Source organism: Streptomyces sp. NPDC058274 (genome assembly GCF_042881375.1).
Classification (GTDB): domain Bacteria; phylum Actinomycetota; class Actinomycetes; order Streptomycetales; family Streptomycetaceae; genus Streptomyces.
The window spans coordinates 399107-413486 of sequence record NZ_JBHVXW010000001.1 but is presented as its reverse complement, the minus strand read 5'-3'; the positions used below and the strand labels follow the sequence as shown (position 1 = coordinate 413486).

13 protein-coding genes are annotated in these 14380 nt (G+C 69.8%); all 13 read left to right on the top strand.

What is annotated here, in order from left to right; all coding sequences use genetic code 11:
- The first annotated feature begins 69 nt into the window (after positions 1-69).
- Positions 70-1590 carry a UDP-N-acetylmuramoyl-L-alanyl-D-glutamate--2,6-diaminopimelate ligase gene (locus ACFVYF_RS01880; RefSeq protein ID WP_389449238.1) on the top strand — a complete coding sequence of 507 codons (1521 nt, stop codon included), beginning with the start codon at positions 70-72 and terminating at the stop codon, positions 1588-1590.
- Positions 1591-1594: 4 nt separating this feature from the next.
- Positions 1595-3001: a UDP-N-acetylmuramoyl-tripeptide--D-alanyl-D-alanine ligase gene (murF, locus tag ACFVYF_RS01875; protein WP_389449235.1), complete on the top strand. Its 1407-nt coding sequence runs from the start codon at positions 1595-1597 to the stop codon at positions 2999-3001.
- On the top strand, positions 2998-4071 hold the full coding sequence (mraY, locus tag ACFVYF_RS01870; protein ID WP_383280052.1) for a phospho-N-acetylmuramoyl-pentapeptide-transferase: 1074 nt from the start codon (positions 2998-3000) through the stop codon (positions 4069-4071). Before murF ends, mraY begins: the two co-directional genes overlap by 4 nt.
- Entirely contained in the window at positions 4053-5471 is a 1419-nt protein-coding gene (murD, locus tag ACFVYF_RS01865) for a UDP-N-acetylmuramoyl-L-alanine--D-glutamate ligase (protein WP_389449231.1), read from the top strand. Before mraY ends, murD begins: the two co-directional genes overlap by 19 nt.
- A 67-nt stretch (positions 5472-5538) precedes the next feature.
- Positions 5539-6888 (top strand): putative lipid II flippase FtsW, encoded by a 1350-nt coding sequence (gene ftsW / locus ACFVYF_RS01860; RefSeq protein WP_389449228.1) that lies wholly within the window; start codon positions 5539-5541, stop codon positions 6886-6888.
- A 6-nt stretch (positions 6889-6894) separates the two neighbouring features.
- A complete protein-coding gene (gene murG, locus ACFVYF_RS01855; RefSeq protein ID WP_383280061.1) occupies positions 6895-7986 on the top strand; it encodes an undecaprenyldiphospho-muramoylpentapeptide beta-N-acetylglucosaminyltransferase in 1092 nt (363 codons plus the stop codon).
- Positions 7987-8011: 25 nt separating this feature from the next.
- Positions 8012-8797, top strand: coding sequence for a cell division protein FtsQ/DivIB (locus ACFVYF_RS01850; protein ID WP_389449225.1), 786 nt, complete (start codon positions 8012-8014; stop codon positions 8795-8797).
- A gap of 274 nt (positions 8798-9071) precedes the next feature.
- Positions 9072-10262, top strand: a complete 1191-nt coding sequence (gene ftsZ / locus ACFVYF_RS01845) for a cell division protein FtsZ (RefSeq protein WP_389449222.1) — start codon at positions 9072-9074, stop codon at positions 10260-10262.
- A complete protein-coding gene (gene pgeF, locus ACFVYF_RS01840; protein ID WP_389449219.1) occupies positions 10259-10996 on the top strand; it encodes a peptidoglycan editing factor PgeF in 738 nt (245 codons plus the stop codon). Before ftsZ ends, pgeF begins: the two co-directional genes overlap by 4 nt.
- 6 nt (positions 10997-11002) lie before the next feature.
- Positions 11003-11722 carry a YggS family pyridoxal phosphate-dependent enzyme gene (locus ACFVYF_RS01835; RefSeq protein WP_389449217.1) on the top strand — a complete coding sequence of 240 codons (720 nt, stop codon included), beginning with the start codon at positions 11003-11005 and terminating at the stop codon, positions 11720-11722.
- Between the two features lie 130 nt (positions 11723-11852).
- Complete coding sequence (locus ACFVYF_RS01830) at positions 11853-12494, top strand: cell division protein SepF (RefSeq protein WP_389449214.1); 642 nt, start codon at positions 11853-11855, stop codon at positions 12492-12494.
- A gap of 50 nt (positions 12495-12544) precedes the next feature.
- On the top strand, positions 12545-12835 hold the full coding sequence (locus tag ACFVYF_RS01825; protein ID WP_389449211.1) for a YggT family protein: 291 nt from the start codon (positions 12545-12547) through the stop codon (positions 12833-12835).
- 52 nt (positions 12836-12887) lie between these two features.
- A complete protein-coding gene (locus ACFVYF_RS01820) occupies positions 12888-14045 on the top strand; it encodes a DivIVA domain-containing protein (protein ID WP_389449208.1) in 1158 nt (385 codons plus the stop codon).
- The last annotated feature ends 335 nt before the right edge of the window (positions 14046-14380 follow it).

The following is a 14380-nucleotide window of genomic DNA, read 5'->3' as shown; positions in this document are numbered from 1 at the left end:
GGTGTGCCCGGTACGCTCACCGCCGTGCCACACGCTGATCAGTCCCAAACCACCCAGAAGGGCGTTCCTGTGACATATCCGGGGCCGCCGCGACCGGTTCACGTCTCCGCCACACCCCTGGCGGAACTGGCCGATCAGCTGGGTGCCGAGAAGCCCGCGAGCGCCACGGAGGTCACGGGCATCACCCATGACTCCCGTGCCGTACGTCCCGGCGACCTGTACGCCGCGCTGCCCGGCGCCCGCCTCCACGGCGCCGACTTCGTGACGCAGGCGGCCGGCCTCGGCGCCGTCGCCGTGCTGACCGACCCGACGGGCGCCGAGCGGGCCACCGCCACCGGTCTGCCGGTCCTCGTCGTCGACGACCCGCGCGCCCGGATGGGGGAGCTGGCGGCCACCATCTACGGCCACCCCGGGCGCGACCTGCTCCAGGTCGGCATCACCGGCACCTCCGGCAAGACCACCACGGCGTACCTCGTCGAGGGCGGTCTGAAGACGGTCCGCTCCACCGGGCTCATCGGCACGGTCGAGATGCGCATCGGCGACGAGCGCATCAAGTCGGAGCGTACGACGCCCGAAGCCACCGACCTCCAGGCGCTGTTCGCGGTCATGCGCGAGCGCGGTGTCGAGGCGGTCGCCATGGAGGTCTCCAGCCACGCGCTGGTGCTCGGCCGCGTCGACGGCTGTGTCTTCGACATCGCCGTCTTCAACAACCTCAGCCCGGAGCACATGGAGTTCCACTCCGACATGGAGGACTACTTCCGGGCCAAGGCGCAGCTGTTCACGCCGAAACGCAGCAGACTCGGCGTGATCAACCTCGACGACGAATACGGACGCAGGCTCGTCAAGGAAGCCGGCGTCCCCGTGGTCACGTTCTCCGCCGAGGGCCACCCCGACGCCGACTGGCGCGCCACGGACGTCGAAGTCGGGCCCATGGACTCGACGTTCACGGTGATCGGCCCCAAGGGGGAGCGGATCACGGCGAAGTCGCCGCTCGCCGGGCCCTTCAACGTGGCCAACACGCTCGCCGCGATCGTCTCCCTCGCCGTGGCCGGGATCGACCCGCAGGGCGCCGCCGACGGCATCGCCGCCGTGCCGGGCGTACCGGGCCGCCTGGAGCGCGTGGACGTGGGCCAGCCCTATCTCGCCGTGGTCGACTACGCGCACAAGACGGACGCCGTCGAATCGGTCCTGCGCGCGCTGCGCAAGGTGACCGAGGGCAAGCTGCACATCGTGCTCGGCTGCGGCGGCGACCGCGACAGGACCAAGCGGATGCCGATGGGCGCCGCCGCGGCCCGGCTCGCCGACACCGCCGTACTGACCTCCGACAACCCCCGTGGCGAGGACCCCCTCGCGATCCTCGCCACGATGCTCGCGGGCGCCGCCGAAGTGCCGGCGCACGAACGCGGCGAGGTCCAGGTCTTCGAGGACCGGGCCGCCGCCATCGCCGCCGCCGTCGCCCGCGCGCAGCCGGGCGACACCGTGCTGGTCGCGGGCAAGGGCCACGAGCAGGGCCAGGACATCGCCGGGGTGGTCCGTCCCTTCGACGACCGCCAGGTGCTTCGCGAAGCTATCCAGAAGACCCAGGGATGAACTTGTGATCGCCCTCTCTCTCGCCGAGATCGCAGCAGTCGTCGGCGGGCAGACGTACGACATACCGGATCCGGCGGTACAGGTCACCGGACCGGTCGTCAGGGACTCCCGTGAAGTGGAGTCCGGCAGCCTCTTCGTCGCCTTCGTCGGCGAGCGCGTGGACGGCCACGACTACGCCCGGGCGGTCGTCGACGCGGGCGCGGTCGCCGTCCTGGCCTCCCGGCCCGTGGGCGTCCCCGCGATCGTCGTGGAGGACGTCCAGGCGGCTCTCGGCGCCCTCGCGCGCCATGTGGTCGAACGCCTCGGCGCGACCCTCGTGGCGCTCACCGGCTCCGCGGGCAAGACCAGTACCAAAGACCTCATCGCGCAGGTGCTCCGGAGCAAGGCGCCGACCGTCTTCACGCCCGGTTCGCTCAACAACGAGATCGGACTGCCGCTGACCGCGCTCAGCGCCACCGAGGAAACCCGTTTCCTCGTACTGGAGATGGGCGCGCGCGGCATCGGCCACATCCGCTACCTCACGGAACTCACCCCGCCGAGGATCGGTCTCGTCCTGAACGTCGGCACCGCGCACATCGGCGAGTTCGGCGGCCGTGAGCAGATCGCCCAGGCCAAGGGCGAGTTGGTCGAGAGCCTGCCGGAGGACGGCGCCGCGATCCTCAACGCCGACGATCCCCTCGTCCGCGCGATGGCATCCCGTACGAAGGCCAGGGTGATCCTCTTCGGAGAGTCCGGCGAAGCGGACGTACGCGCCGAGAACGTCCGTCTCACGGACGGCGGACAGCCCGCATTCAGGCTTCACACACCCTCCGGGTGCAGTGACGTGACCATGCGCCTGTACGGTGAGCACCACGTGTCGAACGCGCTCGCCGCGGCCGCCGTCGCCCATGAGCTGGGCATGTCCGCAGACGAGATCGCCCGCGCGCTCTCCGAGGCGGGCTCCCTCTCCCGCTGGCGGATGGAGGTCACGGAGCGCCCGGACGGCGTGACGGTCGTCAACGACGCCTACAACGCGAACCCCGAGTCCATGCGAGCCGCCCTGCGCGCGCTCGCGGCGATGGGCAAGGGGCGGCGGACCTGGGCGGTGCTCGGTCAGATGGCCGAGCTCGGGGACGAGGCGCTCGCCGAGCACGACGCGGTCGGACGGCTCGCCGTCCGACTCAACGTCAGCAAGCTCGTCGCGGTCGGGGGCAGGGAAGCGTCCTGGCTCCAACTGGGCGCATATAACGAGGGTTCGTGGGGTGAGGAGTCGGTGCACGTGTCCGACGCACAGGCGGCTGTCGACCTGTTGCGCAGCGAGCTGCGCCCGGGGGATGTCGTGCTCGTGAAGGCGTCCCGGTCGGTCGGGCTCGAACGGGTGGCGCTCGCGCTGCTCGAGCCCGGTGCCGAGGGTGAGGTTTCCGCCCGATGATGAACCAGATCCTGTTCGCGGGAGTCATCGGCCTCTTCCTGACGCTGATCGGTACCCCGCTGCTGATCAAGCTGCTGGCCCGCAAGGGCTACGGCCAGTACATCCGCGACGACGGCCCGCGTGAGCACCACGCCAAGCGCGGTACGCCGACGATGGGTGGTATCGCCTTCATTCTGGCGACGCTCATCGCGTACTTCCTCAGCAAGGTCATCACCGGCAAGCCGCCGACGTTCTCCGGGCTCCTGGTGCTCGGACTGATGACGGGGATGGGCCTGGTCGGCTTCCTCGACGACTACATCAAGATCGTCAAGCGCCGGTCGCTGGGTCTGCGGGCCAAGGCGAAGATGGCCGGCCAGCTGACCGTCGGAATCGCCTTCGCGGTGCTCTCGCTGCAGTTCGCGGACAACCGCAACAACACCCCGGCCTCCACGAAGCTCTCCTTCGTGCAGGACTTCGGCTGGTCCATCGGACCGGTGCTGTTCGTGGTCTGGGCGCTGTTCATGATTCTCGCGATGTCGAACGGCGTGAACCTGACGGACGGTCTGGACGGCCTGGCCACCGGCGCTTCCGTGATGGTCTTCGGCGCCTACACGTTCATCGGCGTCTGGCAGTTCCAGGAGTCCTGCGCCAACGCGGCGACCCTGACCAACCCGGCCGCCTGCTACGAAGTGCGCGATCCACTCGACCTCGCGGTCGTCGCCGCCGCCCTCATGGGCGCCTGCTTCGGCTTCCTGTGGTGGAACACCTCGCCCGCCAAGATCTTCATGGGCGACACCGGTTCGCTCGCGCTCGGCGGCGCGCTCGCCGGTCTCGCGATCTGCTCCCGCACGGAGTTCCTGATCGCCCTGCTCGGCGGTCTCTTCGTCCTGATCACCATGTCGGTCGTCATCCAGGTCGGCTCCTTCCGGCTCACCGGCAAGCGCGTCTTCCGGATGGCACCCCTCCAGCACCACTTCGAACTCAAGGGGTGGTCCGAGGTCCTTGTGGTGGTCCGCTTCTGGATCATCCAGGGCATGTGCGTGATCGTCGGCCTCGGCCTCTTCTACGCGGGATGGGCAGCCAAGAAGTGACCACCTGGCAGGGGAAGAACGTCACCGTCGCCGGACTCGGCGTCTCCGGTATCCCGGCGGCCCGCGTACTGCACGGGCTCGGCGCGGTCGTCACGGTCGTCAACGACGGCGACGACGAGCGCTCCCGGGCCCAGGCCGCGGACCTGGAGGCGCTCGGCGTCACCGTGCGCCTCGGTGACGGCGCCACCCTGCCCGAGGGCACCGAGCTCATCGTCACCGCGCCCGGCTGGAAGCCGGACAAGCCGCTGTTCACCGCGGCCGCCGAGGCGGGCGTCCCGGTCTGGGGTGACGTGGAGCTGGCCTGGCGGCTGCGCGGGCCCGACGCGGCGCCGTGGCTCGCGGTCACCGGCACCAACGGCAAGACCACGACCGTCCAGATGCTCGCCTCGATCCTGAAGGCGGCAGGCCTGCGCACGGCCGCCGTCGGCAACATCGGGGTCTCACTGCTGGACGTCGTACTCGGCGACGAGCCCTACGACGTCCTCGCGGTGGAGCTGTCGAGCTACCAGCTGCACTGGGCGCCCTCGCTGCGCGCCCACTCGGCCGCCGTCCTCAACCTGGCGCCCGACCACCTCGACTGGCACGGCTCCATGGAGGCGTACGCCGCCGACAAGGGCCGCATCTACGAGGGCAATCGCGTCGCCTGTGTCTACAACGTGGCCGACAAGGCCACCGAGGACCTGGTGCGCCAGGCGGACGTCGAGGAGGGCTGCCGGGCGATCGGCTTCGCGCTCGGCACGCCCGGACCCTCCCAACTCGGTGTCGTGGAGGGCCTCCTGGTCGACCGCGCCTTCGTCGAGGACCGGCAGAAGAACGCCCAGGAGCTCGCCGAGGTCTCCGACGTCCAGCCGCCGGCCCCGCACAACGTCGCCAACGCCCTTGCGGCGGCGGCCCTGGCGCGGGCCTTCGGGGTGCCCCCCACGGCCGTACGGGACGGACTGAGGGCCTTCAGGCCGGACGCCCACCGCATCGCGCACGTGGCCGATGTGGACCAGGTCGCGTACATCGACGATTCCAAGGCGACCAACACCCATGCGGCGGAAGCCTCTTTGGCGGCGTACGAGTCGATCGTGTGGATCGCCGGCGGGCTGGCCAAGGGCGCGACCTTCGACGAGCTGGTCGCCAAGTCGGCGAAGCGACTTCGGGGCGTCGTGCTGATCGGCGCCGACCGCGCCCTCATCCGGGAAGCCCTGGCGCGACACGCGCCCGAAGTACCGGTCGTCGACCTGGACCGGACGGACACTGGGGCGATGCTCGCGGCTGTCCAGGAGGCCCAGCGGCTCGCCGGGCCGGGAGACACGGTGCTGCTGGCCCCGGCCTGCGCCTCGATGGACATGTTCGCCAACTACAACAAGCGCGGTGACGCTTTCGCGGAGGCGGTTCGCGAACTCGGCACCTGACCCGGCCGCCTGCCGGGCGACCCTGGGAGGGACGGACGCGTGACATCGTTGTGGCCCGGAGACGCCGATGCCCAGTAGCCGTACCGGCCGCCCTCCCGTGCAGCGGGCCGCCAGGCGTCCCGCAGCGCGTCCCGCGGGCGACAGCCCTCTGCGGGGTCTCTACCTGCGCCTGCGCCGCGTCTGGGACCGGCCGCTCACCGCGTACTATCTGATCTTCGGCAGCAGTCTGCTGATCACCGTGCTCGGCCTCGTGATGGTCTACTCGGCCTCGATGATCACGGCGCTGCAGATGTCGCTGCCCGGTTCCTACTTCTTCCGGAAGCAGTTCCTCGCGGCCCTGATCGGCACCGTACTGCTGCTGATCGCCTCGCGGATGCCGGTGAAGCTGCACCGCGCCCTTGCCTATCCGATACTGGCCGGCTCCGTCTTCCTGATGGTCCTGGTGCAGGTGCCGGGGATAGGAGTGGCGGTCAACGGCAACCAGAACTGGATCTCCGTCGGCGGCCCCTTCCAGCTCCAGCCGAGCGAGTTCGGCAAGCTCGCGCTCGTGCTGTGGGGCGCGGACCTGATCGCCCGCAAGCAGGACAAGCGGCTGCTGACCCAGTGGAAGCACATGCTGGTGCCGCTCGTTCCGGTGACCTTCATGCTGCTCGGGCTGATCATGCTCGGCGGCGACATGGGTACGGCGATCATCCTGACCGCAATCCTCTTCGGGCTGCTCTGGCTGGCCGGGGCGCCGACCCGGCTGTTCGCGGGCGTGCTCTCCATCGCCGCGACGCTCGGCATCATCCTCATCAAGACCAGCCCCAACCGGATGGCGCGGCTCGGCTGTATCGGCGCCACGGAACCCGGCCCGAACGACACCTGCTGGCAGGCCGTGCACGGTATCTACGCCCTGGCCTCCGGCGGACTCTTCGGATCCGGGCTGGGTGCCAGTGTGGAGAAATGGGGCCAACTCCCCGAAGCACACACCGACTTCATCTTCGCCATCACCGGGGAGGAACTGGGCCTGGCAGGGACGCTGTCGGTACTCGCCCTCTTCGCGGCTCTAGGCTATGCGGGTATCCGCGTGGCCGGACGCACGGAGGACCCCTTCGTGAGGTATGCCGCGGGAGGCGTGACCACCTGGATCACGGCGCAGGCCGTGATCAACATCGGTGCGGTGCTCGGTCTGCTGCCGATCGCCGGAGTCCCGCTCCCGCTGTTCTCCTACGGGGGTTCCGCCCTGCTGCCGACCATGTTCGCCATCGGGCTGCTGATCGCCTTCGCACGCGACGAGCCCGCTGCGCGGGCTGCGCTTGCCATGCGGCAACCCCGCTTTGGTAAAAAGCGTGCTGCGGCCAGAGGCTCTGGAGAGCCTCGGAGATGGAACACGATGCGACGGCGTGCCTCGGCGCGTTCGTCCGGAGAGCGGTGAATTTCGGTGCATGTCGTACTCGCCGGCGGGGGGACCGCCGGCCACATCGAGCCCGCGCTCGCCCTCGCGGACGCCCTGCGCAGGCAGGACCCGACCGTGGGGATCACGGCCCTGGGCACGGAGCGCGGACTCGAGACCCGACTCGTACCCGAGCGGGGCTATGAACTCGCGCTGATCCCCGCCGTGCCGCTGCCACGCAAGCCGACCCCCGAGCTGATCACCGTCCCCGGACGGCTGCGCGGCACGATCAAGGCCGTCGAGCAGGTGCTGGAGCGCACCAAGGCCGACGCGGTCGTCGGCTTCGGCGGCTATGTCGCCCTGCCCGGCTATCTCGCCGCCAAGCGCCTGGGCGTGCCGATCATCGTCCACGAGGCCAACGCCCGCCCGGGTCTGGCCAACAAGATCGGATCGCGGTACGCGGCCCAGGTCGCCGTCTCCACCCCGGACAGCAAGCTCCGCGGCTCCCGCTACATCGGCATCCCGCTGCGCCGCTCCATCGCCACCCTGGACCGGGCGGCCGTGCGCCCCGAGGCGCGCGCCGCCTTCGGTCTCGACCCCGCGCTGCCGACCCTGCTCGTCTCGGGCGGCTCCCAGGGCGCCCGCCACCTCAACGAGGTCATCGAGCGGGTCGCCCCGTACCTCCAGCAGGCCGGTATCCAGATCCTGCACGCGGTCGGACCCAAGAACGAACTGCCGCAGGTCCACCAGATGCCGGGGATGCCCCCCTACATCCCGGTACCGTACGTGGACCGGATGGACCTCGCGTACGCCGCGGCCGACATGATGCTCTGCCGTGCGGGCGCGATGACCGTCGCCGAACTCTCCGCCGTCGGGCTGCCGGCCGCCTACGTCCCGCTGCCGATCGGCAACGGCGAACAGCGGCTCAACGCCCAGCCGGTGGTCAAGGCCGGCGGCGGACTGCTGGTCGACGACGCGGAACTGACGCCCGAGTGGATCCAGGCGAACGTGCTGCCCGTGCTCGCCGACCCGCACCGGCTGTACGAGATGTCCCGCGCCGCCTCCGAGTTCGGCCGCCGGGACGCCGACGACCTGCTCGTCGGCATGGTGTACGAGGCGATCGCCTCACGCCGTCACTAGCACCGTATGAGGGAAGGCAGGGAGCGTGGCCGGACCGAGCACCGCGCAACGCGGCGAACGGCAGAAGCTGGAGTCCGGCCCGCCCCGGCCGCCCCGCAACGGGCGGCTTCCGCGCCCTCGTACGCTCATCATCCTTTTGCTCGCGCTGGTGTTGGCGGGCGCCGGATCGGTGTGGGTCCTCTACGGCTCGCACTGGCTGCGGGTGGAGAAGGTGTCCGCCACCGGGATGCGGGTACTGACGGACCGACAGGTGCGCGAAGCGGCCGAGGTGCCGGTCGGGTCGCCCCTGATTTCCGTCGACACCGATGCCATTGAAGCGCGATTGCGTGAGAAATTGCCCCGAATTGCCACGGTTGACGTCGTTCGTTCCTGGCCGCACGGAATCGGACTGAAAGTGACCGAGCGCACTCCGGTCCTGATCGTCGAAAAGGGTGGAAAGTTCGTCGAAGTGGACGCTGAGGGCGTGCGATTCGCTACGGTTTCCGACGCCCCGAAGGGCATCCCCACGCTGGAATTGACGGTTCCCCGGTCCGCGGGGCTGCGCCGCTTCGGCACCGACCGGCTGGTGCGCGAGGCGGTGCGGGTCGCCGGCGACATTCCGGCCGACGTCGCCCGTGAAACCCGGACCGTCAAGGTCCGTTCGTACGACTCCATCTCGCTGGAGTTGAGCGGCGGGCGCACGGTGGCATGGGGGAGCGACGAGAAGGGCCGCGCGAAGGCGCGGACGCTCACCGCTCTCATGAAAGCAGCTCCCGGGGCCCGGCACTTCGACGTAAGTGCGCCCACCGCCCCTGCGTCATCAGGGAGTTGACGCACATCCGCGCAGGCCAGCACCCTGGTTGGGCAGCGCTACGCCTGATCACATAGGGTGAAAAGAAAAACGGGAGGTTCGGCGTGTTCGTTGAACGTGCGCCACTTGTCGACTTAGTGTCCTGTTCGGAGAGTCCAAGGAACAGACACACTGGTAACCCTAAACTTCAGCGTTAGGGTTCGGGTCGGCGTTCGGACCGTCCCATTCGGCATCAGTCGTCGGATCGCGAATACGCGAGGCGGCGACACGTAACTCGAGGCGAGAGGCCTTCGACGTGGCAGCACCGCAGAACTACCTCGCAGTCATCAAAGTCATCGGTGTCGGCGGCGGTGGTGTCAATGCCATCAACCGGATGATCGAGGTCGGTCTCAAGGGCGTCGAGTTCATCGCCATCAACACCGACGCGCAAGCTCTGTTGATGAGCGACGCCGACGTCAAGCTCGACGTCGGCCGTGAACTCACTCGCGGACTCGGCGCCGGAGCCAACCCGGCCGTCGGCCGCAAGGCCGCCGAGGACCACCGCGAGGAGATCGAGGAGGTCCTCAAGGGGGCCGACATGGTCTTCGTCACGGCCGGCGAAGGCGGCGGCACCGGCACCGGCGGCGCCCCCGTCGTGGCCAACATCGCCCGCTCCCTCGGCGCCCTGACCATCGGCGTGGTCACCCGCCCCTTCACCTTCGAAGGGCGGCGCCGCGCCAACCAGGCCGAGGACGGCATCGCGGAACTCCGCGAAGAGGTCGACACCCTCATCGTCATCCCGAACGACCGGCTGCTGTCCATCTCGGACCGCCAGGTCTCGGTCCTCGACGCCTTCAAGTCGGCGGACCAGGTCCTGCTCTCCGGTGTTCAGGGCATCACCGACCTCATCACCACCCCCGGTCTGATCAACCTCGACTTCGCGGACGTCAAGTCCGTGATGTCCGAGGCCGGTTCGGCCCTGATGGGCATCGGCTCGGCCCGCGGGGACGACCGTGCCGTGGCGGCGGCGGAAATGGCGATCTCCTCGCCGCTCCTGGAAGCCTCCATCGACGGCGCACGCGGTGTGCTGCTCTCCATCTCCGGCGGCTCCGACCTCGGTCTCTTCGAGATCAACGAGGCCGCCCAGCTGGTGAGCGAGGCCGCGCACCCCGAGGCCAACATCATCTTCGGCGCGGTCATCGACGACGCCCTCGGCGACGAGGTGCGGGTCACCGTCATCGCCGCCGGCTTCGACGGGGGGCAGCCGCCGTCCAAGCGGGACACCGTCCTCGGTTCGTCCTCGGCCAAGCGCGACGAGCCCACGCCGGTACGGTCGGCCGACAGCCGTCCGTCCTTCGGCTCGCTCGGCAGCGTCACGCCGAAGGAGGACCCCGCGCCCGCCCCCGAGCCGGCGAACGAACTGCCGGTCTCCCCGCCGGTCCCGCCCTCCCGCTCCTACTCGGACAGCGCGGCCGAAGAGCTGGACGTGCCGGACTTCCTGAAGTGATAGGACATCGCTCCGAAACGAGCACCGCGAGCGGCGCCCACTTCGCCTTCACCGACCGGTGGGGCGGGGTGAGCGCCGTTCCGTACGAGGAGCTCAACCTCGGCGGCGCGGTCGGCGACGACCCCGGCGCCGTGGGGACCAATCGCGAACTGGCCGCCAAATCCCTGGGCCTGGACCCGGCCCGGGTCGTCTGGATGAACCAGGTGCACGGGCCCGACGTGACGGTGGTCGACGCACCGTGGGGCGACCGTCCGGTGCCGGAGGTCGACGCGATCGTGACCGCCCGGCGCGGACTCGCGCTCGCCGTGCTCACCGCCGACTGCACCCCCGTCCTGCTGGCCGATCCGGTCGCGGGAGTCGCGGCCGCCGCGCACGCCGGGCGGCCAGGCATGATCGCCGGGGTCGTCCCCGCGGCGGTCGCGGCCATGGTGGAACTCGGTGCCGAACCGTCCCGGATCGTCGCCCGCACCGGACCCGCCGTGTGCGGCCGGTGCTACGAGGTGCCGGAGCTGATGCGCGCCGAGGTCGCCGCCGTGGAGCCCGCGGCGTACGCCGAGACCAGCTGGGGCACTCCGGCGGTCGACGTGACCGCCGGCGTGCACGCGCAGCTGGAGCGGCTCGGGGTGCGCGACCGGCAGCAGTCGCCGGTGTGCACGCTCGAGTCGGTCGACCACTTCTCGTACCGACGCGACCGCACCACCGGGCGGCTCGCGGGCTATGTGTGGCTGGGCTGATGGGGCATGACGGACCGTAAGGATCAACTCGCCGGAAACCTGGCGAATGTGGAGGAGCGCATCACGGCGGCGTGTGTGGCCGCCGGGCGCAAGCGAGAAGAGGTGACCCTCATCGTGGTCACCAAGACCTATCCGGCCGGTGATGTGCGGATCCTGTCGGAACTCGGTGTGCGTCACGTCGCCGAGAACCGGGACCAGGACGCGGCGCCCAAGGCGGCGGAGTGCTCGGACCTGCCCCTCTCCTGGCACTTCGTCGGTCAGCTGCAGACCAACAAAGTGCGGTCCGTGGCCGGTTATGCCGACGTCGTGCAGTCCGTCGACCGTCCCAAACTCGTCACGGCTCTGTCGAAGGAAGCGGTGCGGTCGGAGCGCGAACTTGGCTGCCTGATCCAGGTCGCGCTGGACGCGGAGGAGAGCGGCCGGGGCGAGCGGGGAGGCGTGGGAGTCGGCGGAATCGAAGAGTTGGGCGACCTCGTCGCGAACGCTCCCGGGCTCCGGCTCGACGGGCTGATGACCGTCGCCCCGCTCACCGGACCGTACGCGGGGCGCCAACAGGCGGCGTTCGAGCGGCTGATGGATTTGTCGACTGTCCTGCGCCGTGCCCATCCGGCTGCGAACATGGTCTCTGCAGGGATGAGTGCGGACCTCGAACAGGCCGTGGCCGCCGGAGCGACACATGTACGCGTCGGCACTGCGGTACTCGGCGTCCGCCCCAGGCTCGGGTAACGTCGCCAAGAAGTCGGACCACAGCAGAAAATATGGTCATTACCGCTGCTAGGCGGGCATAACGACCTCGTGGATCGCGGGCACTTGGCAACTCGTCAGCCGATCCACCACAGAGCGGAGGACTCAGAGCATGGCCGGCGCGATGCGCAAGATGGCGGTCTACCTCGGCCTCGTGGAGGACGATGGGTACGACGGCAGGGGATTCGACCCCGACGACGACTTCGAGCCAGAGCTCGACCCGGAACCCGAGCGGGACCGCAGGCGGCACGAGCCGTCGCACCAATCGCACCAGGCACATCAGTCCCAACGGGACGAATCGGTACGAGTGGTGCAGCCCCCGGTGCAGCGCGACTCCGTGTCCCGTGCCGCTTCGCTCCCCGCGGAATCCGGGCGTCCGGCGCGAATCGCACCCGTGGCATCCATCACACAAGAACGCCAGCCCCTGGAGAAGAACGCACCGGTGATCATGCCCAAGGTCGTGTCCGAACGAGAGCCGTACCGGATCACCACGCTGCACCCGCGGACCTACAACGAGGCCCGTACCATCGGGGAACACTTCCGTGAGGGCACCCCGGTGATCATGAATTTGACTGAGATGGATGACACAGACGCGAAGCGACTTGTCGACTTTGCGGCCGGTTTGGTGTTTGGTCTTCACGGCAGCATCGAGCGGGTGACGCAGAAGGTGTTCCTGTTGTCGCCTGCTAACGTCGATGTCACGGCGGAGGACAAGGCCCGCATCGCAGAGGGCGGGTTCTTCAACCAGAGCTGAGACGCAAGGCCGGACACCGCACGGGAGCAGGGGAGAGGGACGCACGGATCATGGGCGTGGTTTTGAATATTCTCTACGTCGCGCTGATGTGTTTCCTCATCGTGCTGATCTTCCGTTTGGTCATGGATTACGTGTTCCAGTTCGCCCGCTCATGGCAACCCGGCAAGGCGATGGTGGTCGTTCTGGAGGCCACCTACACTGTCACCGATCCACCGCTCAAGGTTCTGCGGCGGTTCATCCCGCCGCTGCGTCTCGGGGGCGTGGCACTTGACCTGTCCTTCTTCGTACTGATGATCATCGTCTACATCCTGATCACTCTCGTGGGAAATCTCGCGAGGTGACTGTGGACGATACGGTCTTGCCGACTGCCGATGACTACGTTGAGGTGAAGAGATGCCGTTGACCCCCGAGGACGTGCGGAACAAGCAGTTCACGACCGTCCGCCTCCGAGAAGGCTATGACGAGGACGAGGTCGATGCCTTCCTCGACGAGGTCGAGGCCGAGCTGACGCGTCTGCTCCGTGAGAACGAGGACCTGCGCGCCAAACTGGCGGCGGCCACGCGCGCGGCTGCGCAGAACCAGCAGCAGGGCATGCGCAAGCCGCCCGAGCAGCAGGACCCGCAGCACCAGCAGCAGGGTCCGCCGCAGGGCATGCGCGGTCCGGGCGCCCCGGTGCCCGCCGGCATATCGGGCCCGCCGCAGCAGCAGATGGGCGGCCCCATGGGCGGCCCGCCCCAGCTGCCGAGCGGTGCGCCGCAGCTGCCCGCCGGCCCGAGCGGCCAGGGTCAGCAGGGTCCCGGCCCGATGGGTCAGGGTCCGATGGGTCAGGGCCCGATGGGTCAGGGTCCCGGCCAGATGCAGGGCCAGATGCAGCAGATGGGCGGCCCGATGGGCGGTCCCATGGGTGGCCCCATGGGCGGTCACGGTCCGCAGATGCCGCAGCCCGGTCAGGGCCCCGGTGGCGACAGCGCCGCCCGGGTGCTCTCGCTGGCGCAGCAGACCGCCGACCAGGCGATCGCCGAGGCCCGCTCCGAGGCCAACAAGATCGTCGGCGAGGCCCGCAGCCGCGCCGAGGGCCTGGAGCGCGACGCCCGCGCCAAGGCCGACGCCCTGGAGCGGGACGCGCAGGAGAAGCACCGCGTCGCGATGGGCTCCCTGGAGTCCGCCCGTGCCACGCTGGAGCGCAAGGTCGAGGACCTGCGAGGCTTCGAGCGCGAGTACCGTACGCGTCTGAAGTCCTACCTCGAGTCCCAGCTGCGTCAGCTGGAGACCCAGGCGGACGACTCGCTGGCTCCGCCGCGTGCCCCGGCCACCGCTTCGCTGCCGTCGTCCGCGCCGTCCATGGCGCCGGCCGGTGCGAGTGCTCCGTCGTACGGCGGCAACCAGACGATGGGTGGCAACCAGTCGCCGCCGCCGTCCTACGGTGGTCAGCAGCAGATGTCTCCGGCGATGACCCAGCCGATGGCGCCGGTGCGGCCGCAGGGGCCGTCGCCGATGCAGCAGGCTCCCTCGCCGATGCGTGGATTCCTGATCGACGAGGACGACAACTGACGGCCTCTCGTACGCCTTAGGCGTCGGCAGCGTTCAGGGCGGGGCCCCCGGGTTGTACCGGGGGCCCCGCCCTTTTGTGCGGTCGCTGGGCGCCTGTGCGGGTGTGCGGGGTAACAACGCCGAAGGCCCGGGGCCACCGATTTCTGGTGGCCCCGGGCCTTCTCTGCTTCGCCCGGTGGGGGTGGGCATCGGGGGTTCTCGCCCCCTCCGCCCCTGCCCGTCCCGTCCCGGGGGGGGGGGGGGGGCGCCCCCCCCCCCCCCCCCCCCCCCCCCCCCGCCCCCCCGCCCCCCCCCCCCGCCGCCCCCGCACCCGGGGAGACCCCCGCGGAGGGAGA

What these genes read in the sequence shown, in the direction of transcription:
- ACFVYF_RS01830 (WP_389449214.1), top strand. Translation starts at nt 11,853, where the DNA reads ATGGCCGGCGCGATGCGCAAGATGGCGGTCTACCTCGGCCTCGTGGAG.
- murD (WP_389449231.1), top strand. Translation starts at nt 4,053, where the DNA reads ATGGGCAGCCAAGAAGTGACCACCTGGCAGGGGAAGAACGTCACCGTC.
- ACFVYF_RS01835 (WP_389449217.1), top strand. Translation starts at nt 11,003, where the DNA reads ATGACGGACCGTAAGGATCAACTCGCCGGAAACCTGGCGAATGTGGAG.
- ftsW (WP_389449228.1), top strand. Translation starts at nt 5,539, where the DNA reads ATGCCCAGTAGCCGTACCGGCCGCCCTCCCGTGCAGCGGGCCGCCAGG.
- mraY (WP_383280052.1), top strand. Translation starts at nt 2,998, where the DNA reads ATGATGAACCAGATCCTGTTCGCGGGAGTCATCGGCCTCTTCCTGACG.
- ACFVYF_RS01825 (WP_389449211.1), top strand. Translation starts at nt 12,545, where the DNA reads ATGGGCGTGGTTTTGAATATTCTCTACGTCGCGCTGATGTGTTTCCTC.
- ACFVYF_RS01820 (WP_389449208.1), top strand. Translation starts at nt 12,888, where the DNA reads ATGCCGTTGACCCCCGAGGACGTGCGGAACAAGCAGTTCACGACCGTC.